The organism is Nostoc sphaeroides, from assembly GCF_003443655.1.
Lineage (GTDB): Bacteria > Cyanobacteriota > Cyanobacteriia > Cyanobacteriales > Nostocaceae > Nostoc > Nostoc sphaeroides.
In genome coordinates this window covers 5,691,332-5,705,154 of record NZ_CP031941.1, presented here as the reverse complement: position 1 = coordinate 5,705,154, position 13,823 = coordinate 5,691,332, and the positions used below count along the sequence as shown (strand labels likewise).

Sequence of the window (13,823 nt, the reverse complement as noted above, 5' to 3'; positions counted from 1 at the left end):
ACGGGGATTCTTAATCGAACAACTGTAAAGACAACTGCTCGAATAATATCCGCTTTTCAGGAATAACACTTCGACTACGCTCAGTGCAAGCCTTAGATGTACGGTTCTTGCCCTGATCCCGTTTGCCACGAATGGCGGAATCATCTCTGACAAGCGTAACTTTTCGAGAGTCCCCCGATAGGTTTTTACGTCTTATACTGACGAATTCTAAATTAGCTCTATGCAAAATTGTACGAGATGCTTGAGTATCCGCATGATCAATATGTCCACAGCTTTCACAAATAAACTTCTCACCATCTCTGTTAGCCTTGCTTACGTGATGACAAACTGAACACTCTTGGGATGTGAACTTAGGATTAATTGCTAATACTGGCTTACCAGCTTTCAGTGCCAACCAAGCAATCTTAGAAAATAACTCCCCCCAACTAACATCTGATATAGAACGGTTCAATCCACGTTTTGCAGATTGTCCATTAGCCATGAACCGTCCCTTTTCTCTTTTGGGTTTGCATCGGGACTTCATGGCTTTGACATTTAGATCCTCTTGAACAATCGCCGCAGCAGTGCCAACAACTTTATTGGCTGCAAACCATTGATGATCATTCCGTTTGTCAGCAATTTTTTTATGCAGCTTGGCAACTATTATGCCAGCTTTTTTACGATTCTTAGAACCCTTAACTTTACGATTAATTCGGCGCTGCCTAATTCTTAATTGACGGCGAGTTTTCTTGTTAGTTCCAAACTTAGGATTTTCAACAAACGAACCATCAGTGAGAGAAATTAATTTATTAATCCCTACGTCAATACCTACTGCTGAGGGTACGGTTTTAATATCTGGGACTTCTGGTAACGCTTTTGGCTCTTTGAGCAATACACTCATATACCATCCGTCAGCTTCTTTAATTACTGTTACGGTTCTAATGTCAGCATCCGTTGGGATAGTGCGACTATCCAAATATCGCATACTCCCAATTCCAGGGAGGTAAACATGAGAGTAACAACGCTTTTTCTTAGATGTGCAGTTAACTGTTAACTTTGCTTGCCCTGGTTTAAATTGAAAGCTTTTGAAATTAGATGTTTTGCGAAACGCGGGGAATCCTCTCTTGTGCTGGAAAAATCCATTGTAAGCAGTATCTAGTTTAGCTAAATTGCCTTGCAAAACATCTGAATTAACCCGACCATACCATTCAGACTCAGCGCGTAATTCAGTTGTCCTCTTGCTTTGAATATCAGATGCGTTACCCCAAGCTAGACCATGTTTTTTGCTGCTTTTTGTTAATTCAGCAGACATTACCCCATGTTTCACAACAGGACAAGTCAAAGGACAATAAGAACCGTATTCAGACCGACTATTTAAATCACAAAATGCACCATATTGGTACATCACTTGTTCGTCTGACTTCTGATTATTCGTTTCAAAAGCACGCTGACGTTCTGCTAAACAATAATTCCTATGTTTGCGTAGAGTAACAAGCCACTCGGACATTAGGGCTTGTTGCCCAATATTCGGTTGTAGCTTGAACTTCCAGCGTATTTGCACGGGCTTGTTGTGTTGATATAGTTGATTGTATCAACATATAATCTACAATTAAAAACAAGTCAAGCCTCAATATTATGAAAAAAAGCTCTTACGAATATCGACATTACAATCACGCTGTTGGACTAAGCGTGATTCATTTAGTTTGGATACCTAAACGACGGAAGAAGGTACTTGTTGGGAAAATTAGGGATAGAATTTTTGAGATATTTTCAGAACTGGCTATTGAAAAAGACTGGAATATTCGCGCACTAGAAGTCGCACCAGACCACATTCATTTATTTGTAGAGATTCATCCAACTGATGCAATATTTCAAGTAGTCAAAGCATTCAAAGGACGTTCGTCAAATTACTTAAGAAAGGAGTTTCCAGAATTAAAGAAGTTACCATCACTCTGGACTAACAGTTATTTTTTCTCAACTGCTGGAAACGTTGCGGCTGATACTATAGAAAGATATATCAATGATCCTCATCATGGGTGAGAATATTGGAGGCGAATAAATTCGGCATTTGTCGGCTTTCCCCTTCGGTCTAAAGACGCGAAGCTCCCAGCCTTCCCGCTATCCCCTGGTGGATAGTACCTCCTGTGTAGAGGCAGAAGTATTATTTCTTGAGATTTAAAGACGATTTCACCCCATCTTCAACGGCTTCTTCCAAATTATCGAGTTACTGATAACAGAGGGTATCGTGCTAGAAGTTAACCAAACAGCACTCGACTTGGGAGAACTACAGCCACAAGATGTAGTTGAACGTCCATATTGTGAAATATAGTGGACGCTACTTTTCAACCAACAATATCTGCGATATTTACTCACCTCCAGCCCAGCAGTAATTTACACCTGCAAGAGTTATGCAGATTTTGGTAGTACATTTATTATTAGGTAAAATATAGCTATAGCAATCCGATTTGATTTCTGAATCACTTGTAGAGGTAAGGGACTGGGGATTGGGGACTGGGGACTGGGAAGAAAGAATAAAGGTGTACTGAGTTTTGTTCAAAAATCAAATATGAGTCCTATATAAATTTCAAATATTTGCCACAAATATATGGTGGCTTTGTACAAAAGTTTTTGTCATTTTTGCATAATCAAATATAAATTAAGGTAAAGTATGCCCAAAATTCTAATAATAGAAGATGAAGAAGCAGTTCGTGAAAACATTTTGGATCTGTTAGAAGCTGAGGATTTTGAAACCATTGCTGCGGCTAATGGCAGAATCGGGATACATTTGGCTATTTCTGAAGTTCCCGATTTAATTCTCTGTGATATGATGATGCCACAACTTGATGGTTATGGCGTACTAACAGCGTTACGTCAAGATCCATCAACGGCAACAGTTCCCTTTATTTTTCTTACTGCAAAATCAGCAAAGTCTGATTTCCGCCAAGGTATGAATATGGGTGCTGATGACTATATAACTAAGCCTTTCACTCGTGCTGAGTTATTAAGTGCCATCATGAATAGATTGGAAAAGCACGCTACTTTAAAAAGGTATTTATCTCCTCAAACTGTAATTAACAAATTGTCTCCAAAGATGCAGCTATTAGAAATTAGCTTACATCGAGCTATCAAACAACATGATTTTGAGGAATTTAAAATTTATTATCAACCAATAGTCGATATTGCTTCTGGAAAAATAGTAGCGGCTGAAAGTTTATTGCGTTGGCAAAGTCCAGAACTTGGGCTGGTTTACCCAACAGAATTTATTCCGTTAGCTGAGTCTACAGGTTTAATTGTTCCGCTTGGCAAATGGGTATTAAAAAAGGTGTGTAAACAAATAAAAAGCTGGCGTGATGTTGGAATTTATCCCCTAATTCTTGCTGTGAATGTGTCAGCAATTGAATTTAATCAGCCAGGTTTGATTGAGAAAATAGTCAAATTTATAGATATTAATGGTTTGGAACCACATTACTTAGAGTTAGAACTCACTGAAAGTATGATTATGCAAGATGTAAATAGTGCGATCGCTACTATGAACCAATTGCGATCGTTGGGTGTAAAAATTGCGCTCGATGATTTTGGTACGGGCTACTCTTCTTTAATTTATCTGAAAAATTTTCCAATTAACACATTAAAAATAGACCGCTACTTTATCCATAATGTTGCTAATGATCCACAAAAATCAGCCATTACTAAGGCATTAATTCAAATGGCTCACAATCTCAATTTACATGTAGTTGCTGAAGGTGTAGAAACAGAAGCAGAACTGGATTTTTTACGCCAACACAACTGTAATTCTATGCAAGGCTTTTTATTCAGTCGTCCATTGCCAGCAGCAGAATTTGAAAAATTTTTATTGACTAATTAATGCTTATATATAGCGGTTCCCATTCAAATGAGGTACAAAATTATATCGCAAGGTGTAGGGGCACGGCACTGCCGTGCCCCTACGAGTGTACGTCACGCTTGCCGGGAAACGCTATATATAGATGAATATTGGGAATTAGGAATGGGGGAGTAAATGATTTTCTGCTATATAAACACTAGACAAGTCTAGACATTTATTTCTTACTTCAACGGGAGCATGGGAGCGGTTATCCCTCGGTAAGCTTTCAAGGTTTAGCCAACCTTGATAAATTAATTGCTGCGTTTAGATCGCGATCTAGTATAAAATTACAACTTTGACAGTTATAAATTCTTTCTTTTAGTGGCATATCTTGGATATGACCACAATTAGAACAAGTTTTAGAAGAGGGATACCAACGATCAGCAATTATTATTTCACAACCAAACTTTTTAGCTTTATATTCTAGTTGTCTTCTCAACTCACCAAATCCACAATCTGATATTACTTGGGCTAACTTATGATTTTTAACCATATTAGCCACAGCAAGGTCTTCAATAACTACTTTCGCGTGGTTTTTGCAAAGATAAGTAGTTATTTTATGAAGAGTATCAATTCTGAGATTGGCTACCTTAGCGTGATGTTTAGCTAACTTTAATTTGGCTTTATGCTTATTTTCAGAAACATTTACTTTTCTAGAAAAATTTCTAGATAATCTTCTCAGTTTTTCTAGATTAGTTTTGTAGTGTTTTGGGTTAGGAAAGACTTTACCAGTAGAGAGTGTAGCCAGTTCTTTAACACCTAAATCAACTCCCACGATCTCGTGTTGTTTAATCGTCGATTCGTATTCTTGTTCAGAAGCGAAAGCAATAAACCAACTATCAGCAGTCCTAGATATAGTGATTGATTTACAAGTCGTATGAGGTAAACCTTCATAAGTTCTTACCCATCCAATTGTCGGTAGCTTTATTGACTTCCCACCAACAGGAATAGGTTTTCCACCAGCATCAATAGTAAAAGAATCGTGGTGTCCCTTCTTTTTAAAGTTTGGATATCCACCTTTTTTACTAAAGAATCTAGAGAAAGAATCACTTTGTCAATATAAGTGTAGGTTTGTCAATATTATTGGCAACTTAGGACAAGCCCATTAGCCAGTACCTGAATAAGGTAAGTAAGTTAGAAAAATCGGACTTTAGACTGGCGACAATTATTAAGTCTCAAGTCTAAAGTAAGAAAATTGTGTCATAGTGTCTACTGCCATGAAAGTCTTTGCGCGTTTCTTGCTGCCAGTTTTTTTATTGACCTTGGTAGCAGGCTGTAACCAGACTCGCGCTTCCTCAGATAATCCCACACCACAAAAACCTGTACCTTCTGCTCAACTTACACAGAATCCTACACAGCCAAAAAATATTGTCCGAACTGAAGCACTTTCACCTAGTCCCATCCGCATCAATCTGAAGAATTTACCAGCACCCTTCGCAACAGAAAGTGCCTCTAAGCGACCTGAGGTTGTGCCTATTCCCCAAAATCCGGTGCTGCGTGTACCACCAGGCTTTAGGGTTAACGTCTTTGCAGAAAGTTTAGATGCTCCACGCTGGTTAGCTTTAACCCCCAGTGGTGATGTCTTGGTGACTGAAACCGGGCAAAACCGCATTCGTCTGTTACGTGATAGCAATGGTGATGGCGTAGCCGACGTTCAAGAAACCTTTGCTAGTAGGGACAACGGACTCAATAGACCTTTTGGTATGGCTTTTGCTGGTAATTCCTTTTTTCTGGGGAACACAGATGCTGTACTACGTTTTCCCTATACCAAAGGCCAAAATAAAATTACAGACAAGGCAGAAAAAATCGCCGACTTGCCTGCTCAAGGTTATAACAACCATTGGACGCGCAATGTTGTTGTCTCGCCCGATCGCAATAAATTATATGTTTCTGTTGGTTCAGGAACCAATGTCGATGAAGAACCTCTACCACGGGCTTCAGTACAGGTGATGAATTTAGATGGTTCCCAGCAGCAAACTTTTGCTTCCGGCTTGCGTAATCCTGTTGGTTTAGACTTTCATCCTGTCACTAAGGAACTTTACGCCACTATCAACGAACGCGATGGAATCGGTGATGAGTTGGTTCCAGATTATCTGACACGCGTTAAGCAGGGGGCATTTTACGGCTGGCCTTATGCTTATTTGACACCAAACAACTTAGATCCGCGCCAAAAGACAGATGGCAAAAGTAAACGCCCCGACTTAGCAGCCCGTACCCAAACGCCAGATGTGCTGTTCCAGGCGCACTCAGCAGCATTGGGTTTGCAGTTTTATGATGGGAAAACGTTTCCAGAAAAATACCGGAACGGTGCTTTTGTTGCTTTTCGTGGTTCTTGGAACCGCGATCGCGGCACTGGTTATAAAATTGTATTTGTTCCCTTCGATGCTAAAGGGCGATCGCTTGGCTACTACGAAGACTTTCTCACAGGATTTTTGCTAAATCCTTCTGTACCAACCACTTGGGGACGACCTGTAGGTTTACTCGTGTTACCAGATGGCAGTCTACTATTAACAGAAGAAGCCAATAATCGGATTTATCGGATTCAGTATACGGGGAGTAAATAATTCATAATTCATAATTCATAATTCATAATTAAGAAATTAAGGATAGAATCCATTACCAGGGGTCATAGGGCATAGCGAAACTCATTACGCTTGGGGAGAAAACGACCTCTATCTAATTGAGGCAACCTCATTAGACAAGTTGATTCGCTGAACCAAGAATCCCACCCCTTCAAGGGGTGGGAGTGTCAATTAAAAATACTCATAATTATCTGGTTGAAAAATTAGTTATGGCTCAGAATGACAATAATACTCAGTCAAATATCAACGAATTGTCTCCACATTCAGGTACACGATACTGGGGTGAAGTAGAGGTGATCGAGGAGGGAGAAACCTATAGAATTAGTCGTCTTGAAATTAAGCCCAGGCACGGAATTAAACCACAAATTCATTATCACCGCAATGAACATTGGGTTGTAGTCTCTGGTGTAGCCAAGGTAACTTGTGGCGATGCAGAAATATTACTGAATCGAAACGAATCAACTTATGTTCCCGCAGCAACTCTACATAAGGTAGAAAATCCTGGACAGATTCCGTTAATTATTCTGGAAATTCAAAATGGTGAATATTTGGGCGAAGATGATACGGAACGCCCCTATGATTTAAATTTGCTCAAACCGTAGCTGAAAGTTTGTAAGGGCTGAGTTAAGAGTTAGGAGTTGGGAGTTAGGAGTTAGGAGTTAGGATTCAAGTGATTAAGGGACTTCCAAGTAAAAAAATATTCCATTGCTATTGTTCACTGTTGACCGTTGACGGTTCACGAGTTTTCAGTCAACAGTCAACAGTCAACAGTCAACAGTCAACAGTCAACAGTCAACAGTCAACAGTCAACAGTCAACAGTCAACAGTCAACAGTCAACGACTTTAATGTGGAATAATTTATTTTTTGGAGTTCCCTAATACCCCATGCCCAATGCCCAGATTAAAACAATTCGCAATTCGCAATTCGCAATTACGTTTTGTGACGGGGATTTATACCCCGACACAAAACGCGCTGCCTGTCTTGCTGGGGACTTAAACCCCCAAAGTTCGTTAAAACCATCCTTCTTGTTCCAAGGTTTCAATCAGCTGTAAACCACGGGGATCACCCACTCCTAACAGTGAGGCTTTGGCGTCTGCCCGGACTCCTAAATCTTGGTCTTCAGCAAAGGCTTGAATTAAGGCGTCGATCGCTGTGGCATAAATTACATTAGAAGGCAGTTCGCGGCACAGTTGACCAATTGCCCAAGCACTGTTACTCCGCACTGCTGCTACGGGATCTTTGACTAAGGCTTCAATTAATGGTGGTATTGCCCCTATAACTGCTTCATAACCCACTTCTGCCATTTGTGCTAAGGCGCTAGCAGCCCACAAACGCACTGCGGAAATGTCACTTCTGAGGGCATCTGCTAGGGGCGGTAAAGAACGGCGATCGCGACAGTTTCCTAAAGCCCAAACAACGCCTTTACGCACATAGCCGTTCCAATCACTGTTTAGTTGAGCAATTAACGGATTCACTGCCTCTGAACTAGGATTGCGTCCGAGGCCATAGGCTGCACTCACCCGCACTAAGGGACAGGTATCACTTAACAGGCGAATCAGATGCGGGGTAGCACGCGCATCTTCTATATCACAAAAAGCACGCGCTGCTAACATTCTTTGCTGGGCCTGGGGATTTTCCAGCAGGGCTAGCATCACTTCTGGATCTGGTTTTGCCACAACTGATTCGGCAGTTAGCGGCTCTATTTTATCTAGGGGGCTTTCTAGCTCCTCCTCAATATCTAGTAGGCTTAGATCGTCTTCGTCATACATAATTTCATTTCAATCCCTTTGCGGGATTAACACATAATCCCCCGCGTCAATAAGTTAAAGCTTTATAAGTATTAGTTGCGTAATTATACACTTTCCTTTATAGGACTTACGCACACTCTACGAATTCTTGGCGTTCTTGGCGTCTTGGCGGTTCGATAAATTAAGCTTTTCGGCAATTTTTGCGTAAGTCCTGCTTTATTCTCGTTGAGTTTTATCCAAACGAGAAAATCCATAACTCAGAGGCTTAAGTATGTTATTGCTTTCCTATAATTTATTTTTCCGCACTCAGGAATTTTACCATCCACAGGGATTGGGTTTGATAACCTAACTGATTGTAAAGATTTAATGCGGGTTTGTTAGATTGAAACACTTGTAATCCAATCTGGCGATCGCCTCTTTGAATAGCCCAATTTTCCACATATTGCATTAAGGCTGTACCAATACCCCGTCGCCGATGTTCTGGTACAACGTAGAGGATAAAAATATGAGCATGACGATTACCTTGCACTTGATCTATGGCATTGCCCACCCAGAGGCAGGCTATGGGGGAATTGGGCATTGGGAATTGGGCATTGGGAATGGGGCAATAGTTCTGCCTCCCCTGCTCCCCCTGCTCCCTGCTCCCTGCTCCCTGCTCCTCTTCTTCTACCCACCACAAGGGGGTATTACTAGAAAAGTATTGTTTAACTGTTTGCTCTAGGTGGGAGAAATCCTCATTGGGAAAGAGATCCTCGTAAGTTCGCTGCATGAATTTAAGCAACAGCGATCGCTCCAAAGTAGAGCCACGGCGAATAATATATCCAGCTAGTAGTTGCTCAGACACTTATAAAGTTTATTGACTTAGCTAGCTCGCGTTGTGTGCTGCTGGTGGTAAATCACTTGGATTAGGTTGAAAACTTACCCCTACCTCTTCAATTGGTGCGGGTGCTGCCATATCGGAGGGTAAAAAGATCCGGGCGCTGACTGCCACTAGGGCAAATAAAAATACTAATACTGCAAGCAGTGGGGCGATGTATTGACGAAAAATAGCCATATTTTAATTGCAAGAAGCTAGGAACTTTTATGAGAACCTAGCTGAAGATTTGTGAAGTATTCTTGATTTATTTTAGCAATTTTCTGTGCATGGAAATGGGGACTAGGGAATGGGGCATTGTTATTCTTCTCCTGCTCCCCTGCTCCCTCATCTCCCTGCTTCCACTATTGGCGATCGCGCTCTAAGTCATCGAGTACTCTTTCGCAATACCAATTCTCCGGCATCCCAGGATAAGTCTCCTTTGCCTGTTCAATTAACCGTTCGGCTGCCGCAGTGTCACCGGATAATTTAGCGATTAGCCTGTTTTTGAGATAGCTATCAGATCCACCATCGTCTACCTGGTTTGGTATCCCTTGATTTATAGTTGATGGCCGGGACTGATCTCTCCGCAACTGCCAAAATAAAACGTAATAAAGTGTACCAAAAATTAAAATTAGGCTGAGTGTTCCAAAAAAAGTTAGGAGGTTAAATGGTAGATATCCTAGAACTAACTGTGAGAGAACATACCCAAGTAATAAACCAGTGAGTAAGAGAATAAATGTGCCGACAGCAATAACTACTTGATTCCCCATATATCCTCTTCTTCTTCCTCAAGTCCTGGTCTGGATACTGCCACTGGCTGAGGGTTCCAGGGGGCAACTAACGGTAAGAGTAGCAATCCAGGTAAGGCTGCTACTAGGGTTAGCAAGAAAAATGAGGGCCAGCCCGTGGCTTTAGCCCAATCTCCGGCAGGAGCTGAAAGAACGTCTCTACTAATAGCCATTAAGCTAGAGAATAAAGCAAACTGAGTAGTTGTAAAGCGGTGGTTACAAAGGTTCATTAAAAATGCAACTGTAGCAACTGTGACTAATCCAGCACTGAAGTTTTCGATGTTCACTGCCAACACTAAAAGCGAATAATCTTTGCCCGCAACCGCTAACGCATAATAACCCAAGTTACTAAATAATTGCAGTATGCCAAATATCCATAGACTGCGATTGAGGTTAATTCTAGTCAGAATGACGCCACCGACTAATACGCCGACTGTCGTCGCTAGAAAGCCCATTCCAGCTTGAATTGCCCCAATCTCAGTTTTAGTAAAACTGATTTCCCGCAAAAATAAATTCGCTGTGATTCCCACCAAAGAATCACCTAGCTTATAGAGGATGATAAAAACTAGGATGACGCTGGCTTGAGGAAGCCCAAATCGGTGAAAGAATTCCTTGAATGGTAGGAAAATTGCTTCTTGTAAATTTTGGGGCGGACTATCTTCTCTTACCTCACCTAATAAGTCTGTCGGTAATAACAAAGATGTGACTATCCAGGCTAATATCAAAGTTGCTAATAGCCAATAGAATACAGGTAGAGAGATAAAGCCGACAAATACACCTCCAATTAATCCAACTACTAACACAGTTATAAATAGCAGAAAAATGACATCTTTGAAAGATAGGGGTGCAGCTTTTTGTGTGTTGCCTTGGATCTTTGGTTCTGCTGGTGCCCATAAAGTTGTCAGTATACTCCCTGCCATTAAAGCTGCCATGAGTAAGTAAACACCATTCCAAGGGATATGATCTGCTAATACCAAAGCTAAGGAACTGGTAATAAACAGGGCTAAACGATAGCCTAGAACCCAAACTGATGCACCTGTTTTGGATTCTAAGGGATTTAAAATGTCCGTGCGGTAGGCATCACCGGCAATGTCTTGGGTGGAACTTAAAAAAGTGATGATCAGACAGTTGATTGCCAGTACTTGTAGTACTTGGTCATTTTGGGCAGGCTGTTGTAATGCTAGAAGTGCGATCGCTAATGCTAATCCCAGTTGCGTGATTACTAGCCAACCCCGCCTTCCTCCCAGAACTGGCGGTATAAATCTATCTAATAAAGGTGACCATAAGAATTTTAGGGAATAAGGTAAAGCCAGCAGACCAAATAAAGTAATTTTCCCTATATCAACTTTGGCATCTTGCATCCACAACTGCAACGTTCTACTTGTTAAAAACAACGGCAACCCAGATGCAAAACCTAGCAATAACAAAGCACCCATCTTACGACTTTGGACAGCTTGTCGCAGTGCTTGCATTTCTCTCATTGTTTAAACATTCCTTAACACCTTTGATTAATTTCACTTAAGAATGCATATTATCGGACGCAGCAAGCGCCTATCATGCAAATGCAGGAATTATAAAGCTGTGCGCTTCACGTAAAATTGGTATTAGGGACTTCCAAATAAAAAAATACTCAACTACTTATTGTGGGGTGGGCGACACGAGATCCCATATTACAAGGGCGGGCGAGACGCCCACCCCACAAGATTGGGTAATTTATTTGTTGGAAGTCCCTTAGCCAATTGCAGTTATATTGCCACACCTGCTATACCATCTCATGCATATACGCCAGTTTGCACCAAATATTCTTGGCTGATATGCTCATCAAGGGACTTCCAAGTAAAAAAATATTCCATTGCTATTGTTCACTGTTGACCGTTGACGGTTCACGAGTTTTTAGTCAACAGTCAACAGTCAACAGTCAACAGTCAACAGTCAACAGTCAACAGTCAACAGTCAACAGTCAACGACTTGAATGTGGAATAATTTATTTTTTGGAGTTCCCCAAGAATGCCCTAAAAGTCTTAGCGTTTCCTTAACTTTCGTGAATTGGATAAACCTGATGCCCCCTGATTTCTACTCTGTGTGCAGCAAGGCATTTTTCCCAACCTTCACGCGTACCAATGTCGCTTTTTTGGTTAAGCAGCCCTAATTCCTGTTCTTGTTGGCTGAGTTTAGCAAATTCTTCGTAGCGTGGGTAGTTGCTGGTAACAAATGTTTCCTTTCGGTGCAAAATCGGCGGATTTGACCTAGCTTCGTAGTCTCGATGAGTGACGAAAAGGGTTTTTAAATCAATACCGATGCTGGCTTTTAACGCCGGGTGGGGATCAGTATCGAATTCGGGGTAAGACAGATAGGATATTTGCGGCTTATCAGTGTGATATTTAATTAATGTGGCTTCATCGACACGCCCAATGGTACGGCTAGCGCAACCTTCACAAATTCGCAGCACGGGATCAAGTGCTGCTAGTGCGGAAACATGGACGTAAATAGCACCGCGTGTATGTTTACCAATTTTGCTTTTTTCACAAGCAGTTTGAATCACCCCAGGTTTACCTAAGCTGAAAAGTTTTTGATCGGCTACTTGACAAGCTTCTTCATAACTACTAAAAAAGGCTTTGATATCGTGGCGCATTTCTGGCGCTAGCTTTTGCCATGCAGGGCGTTTATCAAAGTGGGTGAGGGCGAGATAAACTTGGATATCAAGAGAACGACGATAAGCGATCGCATCCCATTCAGCCTCATCAGTAGCTTGCAAAACTACACCAAAGGCGCGGCGAAAGTTACCAAATTCGCTCAGTAATTCCTGTTCATTTTCCAATTCGCCTTTTACAGGTAATCTACCGCGCTTGGTAAAAAAAGCCATTAATGGTTGCAGCTGTTGTTGATAGTCTTCAAACCGCTTTATGGGGATGCGGACTCGCGGTGTAGAAGTCGCAGAAAAGAAGCGGATAGCTTTGTAGCTTTCTTTTTGGGCTTCATCTCGAAAAACAAAGTATACGCCTAGTGCGATGGGTACTGCATCGACATTTAGGACTTCATCAATATAAGTTTTGAGTTCTTGTTGTTCGTAATATTTCTGAAACGTATTGCGGCGCGTCACAATGCCATCATTGTAAGCAAGTTGGGTTTTGCTGGGAGCGTTAATGAGTATTTGAGCCGCGACAATTAAAACTTTCCCGGTGAGTTCCCAAGCTTGGATTAGGCTTTGACGGCGTTCCTCTGCGTCTTCGATGACGTTGAGGACATAACCCAGGTTAACCACATCGGCGGGGGTGCGTGGGATATCGGGATAATAGTAAGGATCCCAACCTGCACTGGTGTAACCTAAGTTTGCTACCCGTTGCACATCACCACCATAGCCGCAACCGTAATCAAAAAAAGTGGTGTCTTGATTGAGGATTGACCCTTCTATAGCCAATCGCACGGGGCGAGATATATCAGTGCGAGCGATCGCAGCTCTATGACGCTCAATTTCTAGCGCTTCAGGCATAATATTAGTTGTCAGTTAACGGTGAACAGTTAACAGTCAACTAATATCCTTTCAATTTTTAACCGCCAGTTCAATTAAATCTTCAATTTTCTTGATATTTGGATCGCCCGCTAAGTAACCAATACCGCGATGCAAATGTAAGCGGAATTGGGTGGCGAGGGTTTCTTTGTCGGTGGGATAACCGTCATTGTGACAGCGTTGCTTGAGGGCGAGAAGGAGTATATCAGACATTTCGCCACCAAAGACGCGCCAACTCATTTCGACGTTGCTATCTTGGGGGATTGGGACGGGGGAGGGTGTGGTTGATTCTGCGAGGGAACGACAAAACGCCCAACGGCATAGGATATTCCATTGGTCAATTTTAGTGCTGCGCTTAAGTTTGGTAAGTTGGTCTTTGGCTGTTTGAGAGAGTTTAATTCTTTCGATTGGTGATTCCATAATCTTCCTAAAAATTGAGGTAGTTTTCGCTCATAAACCCAAACAGTAGCGAACCGCA

At 41.6% G+C, this 13,823-nt stretch carries 14 protein-coding genes and 1 pseudogene; 6 read left to right on the top strand and 9 right to left on the bottom strand.

Annotated elements, in window-relative coordinates:
- Positions 1-10 precede the first annotated feature (10 nt).
- A complete protein-coding gene (locus tag D1367_RS25520) occupies positions 11-1,540 on the bottom strand; it encodes an RNA-guided endonuclease InsQ/TnpB family protein (RefSeq protein WP_118169262.1) in 1,530 nt (509 codons plus the stop codon).
- Between the two features lie 74 nt (positions 1,541-1,614).
- On the opposite strand from D1367_RS25520, the gene tnpA reads away from it, so the two are divergent.
- Together tnpA and D1367_RS25510 are read left to right on the top strand one after the other, a co-directional pair.
- On the top strand, positions 1,615-2,019 hold the full coding sequence (tnpA, locus tag D1367_RS25515; protein WP_118167711.1) for an IS200/IS605 family transposase: 405 nt from the start codon (positions 1,615-1,617) through the stop codon (positions 2,017-2,019).
- Positions 2,020-2,647: 628 nt separating this feature from the next.
- Positions 2,648-3,844 carry an EAL domain-containing response regulator gene (locus D1367_RS25510; protein ID WP_118169260.1) on the top strand — a complete coding sequence of 399 codons (1,197 nt, stop codon included), beginning with the start codon at positions 2,648-2,650 and terminating at the stop codon, positions 3,842-3,844.
- A 244-nt stretch (positions 3,845-4,088) separates the two neighbouring features.
- On the opposite strand, the pseudogene D1367_RS25505 reads toward D1367_RS25510, so the two are convergent.
- Positions 4,089-4,850, bottom strand: a pseudogene (locus tag D1367_RS25505) (RNA-guided endonuclease InsQ/TnpB family protein); the annotation flags it as partial.
- A gap of 229 nt (positions 4,851-5,079) precedes the next feature.
- Here D1367_RS25505 and D1367_RS25500 point away from each other — a divergent pair.
- The 3 genes from D1367_RS25500 (at position 5,080) to D1367_RS32945 (ending at position 7,291) form a co-directional block, all read left to right on the top strand.
- Positions 5,080-6,426: a PQQ-dependent sugar dehydrogenase gene (locus tag D1367_RS25500; RefSeq protein ID WP_118169258.1), complete on the top strand. Its 1,347-nt coding sequence runs from the start codon at positions 5,080-5,082 to the stop codon at positions 6,424-6,426.
- 227 nt (positions 6,427-6,653) lie between these two features.
- A complete protein-coding gene (locus D1367_RS25495) occupies positions 6,654-7,046 on the top strand; it encodes a phosphomannose isomerase type II C-terminal cupin domain (RefSeq protein WP_118171656.1) in 393 nt (130 codons plus the stop codon).
- Between the two features lie 119 nt (positions 7,047-7,165).
- Positions 7,166-7,291: a hypothetical protein gene (locus tag D1367_RS32945; RefSeq protein ID WP_267255609.1), complete on the top strand. Its 126-nt coding sequence runs from the start codon at positions 7,166-7,168 to the stop codon at positions 7,289-7,291.
- Between the two features lie 164 nt (positions 7,292-7,455).
- Here the strand turns inward: D1367_RS32945 and D1367_RS25490 are convergent, their stop codons facing one another.
- The 5 genes from D1367_RS25490 to D1367_RS25470 form a co-directional block, all read right to left on the bottom strand.
- Positions 7,456-8,214 (bottom strand): HEAT repeat domain-containing protein, encoded by a 759-nt coding sequence (locus tag D1367_RS25490; RefSeq protein ID WP_118169256.1) that lies wholly within the window; start codon positions 8,212-8,214, stop codon positions 7,456-7,458.
- 271 nt (positions 8,215-8,485) lie between these two features.
- Positions 8,486-9,037 (bottom strand): GNAT family N-acetyltransferase, encoded by a 552-nt coding sequence (locus D1367_RS25485; RefSeq protein ID WP_225892414.1) that lies wholly within the window; start codon positions 9,035-9,037, stop codon positions 8,486-8,488.
- Positions 9,038-9,058: 21 nt separating this feature from the next.
- Positions 9,059-9,247, bottom strand: coding sequence for a hypothetical protein (locus D1367_RS25480; protein WP_118169254.1), 189 nt, complete (start codon positions 9,245-9,247; stop codon positions 9,059-9,061).
- 164 nt (positions 9,248-9,411) lie between these two features.
- Positions 9,412-9,819, bottom strand: a complete 408-nt coding sequence (locus D1367_RS25475; protein ID WP_118169251.1) for an ABC transporter permease — start codon at positions 9,817-9,819, stop codon at positions 9,412-9,414.
- Positions 9,804-11,318, bottom strand: coding sequence for an AmpG family muropeptide MFS transporter (locus tag D1367_RS25470; RefSeq protein ID WP_118169249.1), 1,515 nt, complete (start codon positions 11,316-11,318; stop codon positions 9,804-9,806). Before D1367_RS25470 ends, D1367_RS25475 begins: the two co-directional genes overlap by 16 nt.
- 387 nt (positions 11,319-11,705) lie before the next feature.
- On the opposite strand from D1367_RS25470, the gene D1367_RS31905 reads away from it, so the two are divergent.
- Positions 11,706-11,873, top strand: coding sequence for a hypothetical protein (locus D1367_RS31905; RefSeq protein ID WP_220450981.1), 168 nt, complete (start codon positions 11,706-11,708; stop codon positions 11,871-11,873).
- On the opposite strand, the gene D1367_RS25465 is transcribed toward D1367_RS31905, so the two are convergent.
- On the bottom strand, positions 11,870-13,327 hold the full coding sequence (locus D1367_RS25465) for a DNA phosphorothioation-associated putative methyltransferase (RefSeq protein WP_118169247.1): 1,458 nt from the start codon (positions 13,325-13,327) through the stop codon (positions 11,870-11,872). The two genes, D1367_RS31905 and D1367_RS25465, sit on opposite strands and share 4 nt — an antisense overlap.
- Positions 13,328-13,378: 51 nt before the next feature.
- Positions 13,379-13,765 carry a DNA sulfur modification protein DndE gene (dndE, locus tag D1367_RS25460; protein ID WP_094345020.1) on the bottom strand — a complete coding sequence of 129 codons (387 nt, stop codon included), beginning with the start codon at positions 13,763-13,765 and terminating at the stop codon, positions 13,379-13,381.
- Positions 13,766-13,823 lie beyond the last annotated feature (58 nt).